Below are 5,600 nucleotides of genomic sequence, written 5' to 3' on the forward strand. Positions count from 1 at the left end.
CCGGGAAATCGCCGCGCTGGAAACCCCATCGGCAGCCATCAGAATTATCCGTGCTCTCATCACCAACCCGGCTTTCGCATTCCTCTTGCGGACGATGTCTTCTAACTCTTCTCTCTGCTCTTCGCGAATCGGTAATGCAGTTAAAATGGCTCCCATAATGAAAGCCATAATACCTAGTCTGCACTGTTATGTCACGTAATTATGAAGCGATGTACTAGGCAGAACCCGCGATCTTGCCTAGAAGGCAGGTGGAGCGTAATTCATTCCGTGGGAGGGACAATTTATGAGAGCGATCGGAATGCTGGTCCCACGAGAAGTCGAGGAGCTCTCCGGCGCGCAAAAGCGCCTGATCGAGAAAGCTATCGAAGAGCACGTGCTGCCGGTATACAGGCCAGGGACTCGAGTTGTGATCCGGCGTGTTCGCCGCATGAGCGTGGAGGCCGCGCGCAAGCATCGGGCCGCCCGGGACCGAAGGCCGCCAAGAAGACTCGGGCGGGGTCGACGAATGCTTCCTACCGCAGCGGTTCCTTACGCCGCGCTCATAAGCAAGCTGACCCACTTGAAGCTCGAGTTGTCGAGGACCAACAAGAAGGCGTTATTCCACAAGCTTGCCTCCCTGAATCCTGGAGACATCAGCAAGGCGCGCCTCGAGGTGGTTCCCGCCGTGGAAGTCGATGTGGGTCGCCTAGTTGGGGACGTCATGGATCGAACCGAACGGTATCTCCGTTCTTGGAACGAGTGGATCACTACGGATGAAGCCATCCTGGGGGGGGCACTCCGGTCATTCGAGGAACTCGGATGACGGTCTACTCGGTGCTCGGCCGGGTCGAGCACGGAGAGACCATCGAGAACATCCTCAAGGACAACCCCGATCTGCCGCGGGAAGCTGTGGAAGCGGCCTTGGTCTTTGCCGCCTCGCATCCGCTGAGGGGACGACCAAGCGGACGTCCTTGGGTCCGCACAGGGTGAAGCTGTTTCTGGAGGAATCCCTCTCTCCGGAACTGGCCAACCGGCTCAACCGAATGGGCCGGTGCGACGTTGTCCATCCCTTCACATTGGGCAACGGGCTCAGCCGGATCACAAGGTTCTAGAAAAGTGCATCGCCGAAGACCGCATCCTCGTGACGCAGAACGCCCGGGATTTCCGCCGGCTGGTCGGCAACGCAGAGCTCCATCCCGGCCTCATCATCCTGCCTTCGGTCGATCGGGAAGGCACCTGGAGATTATTGGAATCCGCTTTAGGGTTCCTCGAGACCAAGGGAAAACCGGAAGACGCGATCGTGAACCACGTCCTTGAGGTCGACACGTCGGGTGCCATAACGTTCTCTCCGTTGCCGCCGTGAGAGCGACGAGTCGCGGTTGTCCCCGCTGCCGCTTTGTTCGGGACATGCACTGGATCTTCGCCGAGGAACCATGCGGACGTCACGGACCTGCTCTTGAAGGATCCTCTGTCCGAGCAGGACAGGCAGCGTCTCGAATCATTGCCCCTACTCAACCTCAAGCCCCCAATGGGATTGATCTTTCTCCCCAAGGCGAACAGGAGCCGGGACAATATTTCCTCCGGTTGAAGGAATCCATTGGATGGCGGAGAGATCCCGCTGCCGAGGAGCGGCATCTCCTATCATGGCCTGCGCTCATCCACCCCCCCCAAGTCGGATCCTCCGCGCCAGACCGCTCGCCACGGAGTGGAAGCCTCGGTCCTTGCTACCCAAAGCCGGATTGCCAAGCGCGACGCCTTGACCGATTCTTGCGGCATGGAAGCAAACGATCTCTCTCCTGATGTTGCTGCCGATCCAAAACTGACCCAGATCGCCGAAGCCAATCGGACCCACTTGGGTGAAATTGGCGGCCGAAGTCCCCTCGAGAACCCTTTGGGCAATCGAGACGCAGCAGAAAAGGACGGCCCGATGCCGGGGCCGTCTTCCGCGAGAACCCTTGCCTAAAACGGAACCCCCTCGATGCGCCCCAAGAGCCAACATCGTACTGCCGCCAGCGGGCCCGGTCCCGAACCCAAGCTCTCGCGCCATCGCCCGCCCGACCATCTCACGCCCTTGGAATGGCAACGGCGGCTCCGCCGCCAGTTCGGTCGCGACCAGTCCTTCGGGCTCGAAAACTTGGGCAGCGAGCCCTTCTTCTCCGAGTTCCGGGTCACCAACCCCCTTTCCCGGTCGAACTATCGGGTGGCGATCCGAGGACGGGAGCCGGGGAGCAACTTCTGCTCCTGCCCCGATTTTGCCACGAGCGAGCTTGGAACCTGCAAGCACATCGAGTTTACGCTCGGGGTTCTCGAAAGGAAGCGCGGGGCCAAGGCGGCCTTCGCGCGCGGCTACCAGCCACCCTTCTCGGAGCTCTACTTGCGGAACGAGGGGAAACGCCAGATCCATTTCCGCGCCGGGACCGATTGCCCTTCAGCCGTGCGCGAGGCGGCTGCCGCTCTCTTCGACCTCGAACGGGAAGGCCGGCTCCGGGAGGAGCGCTTCGAGGAGATCGCTCCTTTCCTTGCCATAGTGGCGCAGTCCGGCCATGAGTGCCGCGCCCAGGACGACGCGCTCGACTTCCTCGCCGGACGGCGGGACGCGGCCCGGCGGGCGGCCGAACTCGATCGACTCTTCCCCCGCGGTCCGACCGATCCCAAGCTGCTCACCCTTCTCGAGACCCCTCTCTATCCCTACCAAGCGGAGGGAGCGCTCTTCGCGGCGCGGGCCGGCCGGGCGCTCCTCTGTGACGACATGGGCCTGGGTAAGACCATCCAGGCGATCGCCACGTCCGAAATCCTGGCGCGCCATTTTGGCGTCTCGAAGGTGCTGGTGATCTGTCCGGCATCGCTCAAGTACCAGTGGCAGAGCGAGCTCCAGCGCTTCTCCGAGAGAGCGCGGGAAAACGGCGTGCGCGTCATCGCGGGGGGTCGGCGGCAGCGGGAGAGAGACTATGCCCGGGAGGACTTCTGCAAGATCACCAACTACGAGAAGCTCCAGCCCGATCTCGACCGGATCTCGGCCTGGTCCCCGGACCTGGTGATCGTCGATGAGGCGCAGCGGGTCAAGAACTGGAACACGATCGCGGCGCGCGCCTTGAAGCGCGTGGACAGCCCCTACGCGATCGTCCTGACCGGCACGCCCCTGGAGAACAAGCTGGAAGAGCTGATTTCGATCGTCCAGTTCGTCGATCAGCACAGGCTCGGGCCGACCTGGAAGCTCCTCCACGAGCATCAGGTCAAGGACGAGACCGGACGCGTCACCGGCTACACCGGGCTCGAGAAGATCGGCCGGACACTCGCCCCGATCCTCATCCGCCGGCGCAAGGCCGAGGTGTTGGGACAACTGCCCAGCCGGACCGACCAGAACCTGCTGGTGCCGATGACCGAGAAGCAGATGGTCTACCACCGGGAAAATGCCGACCTGGTGGCCAAGATCGTAGCGCGCTGGCGTAAGACCGGATTCCTCTCCGACAAGGACCAGCGGCGGCTCACCTGCGCACTCCAGAAGATGCGCATGTCGTGCAACAGCACCTATCTGCTCGACCAGGAAAGCGACCATGGCGTCAAGGCGGACGAGCTGGCGGCACGCTTGGGCAATCTCTTTGCCGAGCCCGGGACCAAGGCGGTGGTCTTTTCGCAATGGACGCGGACGCAGGAGATCCTCATCCGCCGTCTCGAAGCGGCCAAGCTCGGCTACGTCCGCTTCCACGGCGGCATCCCTTCCGACAAGCGGCCGGAGCTCCTCGAGCGCTTTCGCGACGACTCCGGCTGCCGGGTCTTCCTCTCGACCGACGCCGGGAGCACGGGCCTCAATCTCCAGCAGGCTTCGGTCGTGGTGAACATCGACCTGCCCTGGAACCCGGCGATCCTCGAGCAGAGGATCGCGCGCGTCCATCGCCTCGGTCAGAGCCGCCCGGTCCAGGTCATCTCCTTCGTCTCCAAGGGCACCATCGAGGAGGGCATGCTTTCGGTGCTGGCCTTCAAGCGCTCCCTCTCCGCCGGGATCCTCGACGGGGAGAGCGGGGAGATCTCCCTCGGCGGCTCGCGTCTCCACCGCTTCCTCAAGGAAGTGGAAACCGTCACCTGCCGGATGGGCGAAGGCGAGCTCCTCACGCCAAGCGAGGAAGCCGGAAGCGAGGCCCCCGCCGCGGAAACCGAGCCCGAGGAAGGGATCGCTCCGGATGGGAAGGGCGCCGAGGAGGCGCCCGCCCGATCCTCCGGGGCGGCGGCCTCCGGCAACGCTTCCCCCGATCCCTGGCAAGCCTTGGCTCAGGTGGGCGCCCAACTCACCGCCGCGCTGGCCGCGGCGTCCGATTCCACCGCGCCACCCCATCCGTGGGTGGAGCGGGATCCGGTCAGCGGCGCCCAACACTTCAAGATCCCGCTGCCGCCCCCGGCCGTCGCCCGAGAGATCGCGGCCGCCCTTTCCGCACTCGCCGACCGCTTGCGCGGCGGGAATCCGGGAACTCCCCATGCCTAGAGATTTTCCCATCCTCCTCGATCGGATCCTCTTAAGACCGCTGGAAGAGGGCGACAAGGAAAGCGTTCGCGCCTTCGCCGGCGATCCGGAGATCTCCCGGGTCACCCGCTCGCTGACCTATCCGGAAGATTCCGAAAAAGCTTTTGCTTGGGTGGAAGAACACGTGGCCATGACCCGAAAAGGGCAAACCGTGAGCGCCGCCATCCTCGAGAAGGAGCACCGTCGATTTGTGGGCGCCGGGATCCTCTTTCTGGAACCCAATCACCGCCGCGCGGAAATCGGCCTCTGGCTGGGGAGGCCCTTTTGGGCTCAAGGCTATGGGCCGGAAGCCGCGCGCGGCCTCATCGATTATGCTTTTGCGGTCCTCCAGCTCCACAAGATCTGCGCCTACTGCCTGGCGAGCAACCTCCGTTCCCGTCACCTGATCCAGAAGCTGGGCTTCCGGGGGGAAGGCACGCAGCGAAAGCAGCTCATCGTCCGGGGCGTTTTCGAGGATCTGATGCTCTTTGGCCTCCTTTCCGAGGAGTGGACTCCTCTCTCCCATCGGAAGGGCTGATCCCTTCGTAAGCTGTCTACTGGGACGAGCGCGTGCCGCGAGCAGTGCCAGAGCACCGAGGCGACGGCGTTACCGCCCGCTGCCGCCCCGACTGGTTCGGGCTGGAGCCGATCTTCTGCACGGCCAAGCCGTGCTGACCCCGGAGATGGCGCTCCGCAACGAAAAGGCGTTCGGTTTGGACATGGACCACCTTTTCCGTACGCAGCTCGCCTACGACTTGGGAAAAACGCGCGAGCACGCCCGGGACATCCCAGTCTAAGCAGTACGTCCCGGCATGAACGGAGGGCGGGAAAGCCGCACCGCGTGGCGCGCCACCTAGGCGATCGGGAAATCCACTTCAGCTAGCCTGACTTTGACACTTTTTCACCGACATTGTGATTTATCAATTACTTACGGAAAGCATGTAGTACGTAATATATGAAATAATATATTGCCGTGTATTCGTTGCGTTTGGCATAAAAGAGTGCGTAATGTACTTTTGCGAGGTCAAGTCGCGGCAGAAGGGGAAGGTCTACAAGAGTTATTTCATCCGAGAGTCGTATCGGACCGAGAAAGGGCCGCGTTCCCGGACGATCTGCAACGTCACCG

6 protein-coding genes are annotated in these 5,600 nt (G+C 62.7%); all 6 read left to right on the forward strand.

Translation table 11 applies throughout. From position 1 onward, the window contains the following. Positions 1-283: 283 nt before the first annotated feature. The 6 genes from A37A_RS19925 to A37A_RS0103035 all read left to right on the forward strand — a co-directional run bounded on the left by A37A_RS19925 (position 284) and on the right by A37A_RS0103035 (position 5,012). Positions 284-802, forward strand: a complete 519-nt coding sequence (locus tag A37A_RS19925) for a hypothetical protein (RefSeq protein WP_018290063.1) — start codon at positions 284-286, stop codon at positions 800-802. Then, positions 799-969: a DUF433 domain-containing protein gene (locus A37A_RS19930; protein WP_018290064.1), complete on the forward strand. Its 171-nt coding sequence runs from the start codon at positions 799-801 to the stop codon at positions 967-969. Before A37A_RS19925 ends, A37A_RS19930 begins: the two co-directional genes overlap by 4 nt. A 61-nt stretch (positions 970-1,030) precedes the next feature. Continuing rightward, complete coding sequence (locus A37A_RS15470; protein ID WP_018290065.1) at positions 1,031-1,342, forward strand: DUF5615 family PIN-like protein; 312 nt, start codon at positions 1,031-1,033, stop codon at positions 1,340-1,342. A 234-nt stretch (positions 1,343-1,576) separates the two neighbouring features. Continuing rightward, positions 1,577-1,942: a hypothetical protein gene (locus A37A_RS0103025; RefSeq protein WP_018290066.1), complete on the forward strand. Its 366-nt coding sequence runs from the start codon at positions 1,577-1,579 to the stop codon at positions 1,940-1,942. 15 nt (positions 1,943-1,957) lie between these two features. Further along, the gene (locus A37A_RS15475) at positions 1,958-4,456 is read left to right on the forward strand and encodes a DEAD/DEAH box helicase (protein ID WP_018290067.1); all 2,499 of its coding nucleotides are present in this window, start codon (positions 1,958-1,960) and stop codon (positions 4,454-4,456) included. After that, positions 4,449-5,012: a GNAT family N-acetyltransferase gene (locus A37A_RS0103035; RefSeq protein WP_018290068.1), complete on the forward strand. Its 564-nt coding sequence runs from the start codon at positions 4,449-4,451 to the stop codon at positions 5,010-5,012. Before A37A_RS15475 ends, A37A_RS0103035 begins: the two co-directional genes overlap by 8 nt. The last annotated feature ends 588 nt before the right edge of the window (positions 5,013-5,600 follow it).

The sequence above is a fragment of the Verrucomicrobium sp. 3C genome (genome assembly GCF_000379365.1).
Classification (GTDB): domain Bacteria; phylum Verrucomicrobiota; class Verrucomicrobiia; order Methylacidiphilales; family Methylacidiphilaceae; genus Methylacidimicrobium.

Coding starts and splice junctions, on each gene's coding strand:
- A37A_RS19925 (WP_018290063.1), top strand. CDS start 284: ATGAGAGCGATCGGAATGCTGGTCCCACGAGAAGTCGAGGAGCTCTCC.
- A37A_RS19930 (WP_018290064.1), top strand. CDS start 799: ATGACGGTCTACTCGGTGCTCGGCCGGGTCGAGCACGGAGAGACCATC.
- A37A_RS15475 (WP_018290067.1), top strand. CDS start 1,958: ATGCGCCCCAAGAGCCAACATCGTACTGCCGCCAGCGGGCCCGGTCCC.
- A37A_RS0103035 (WP_018290068.1), top strand. CDS start 4,449: ATGCCTAGAGATTTTCCCATCCTCCTCGATCGGATCCTCTTAAGACCG.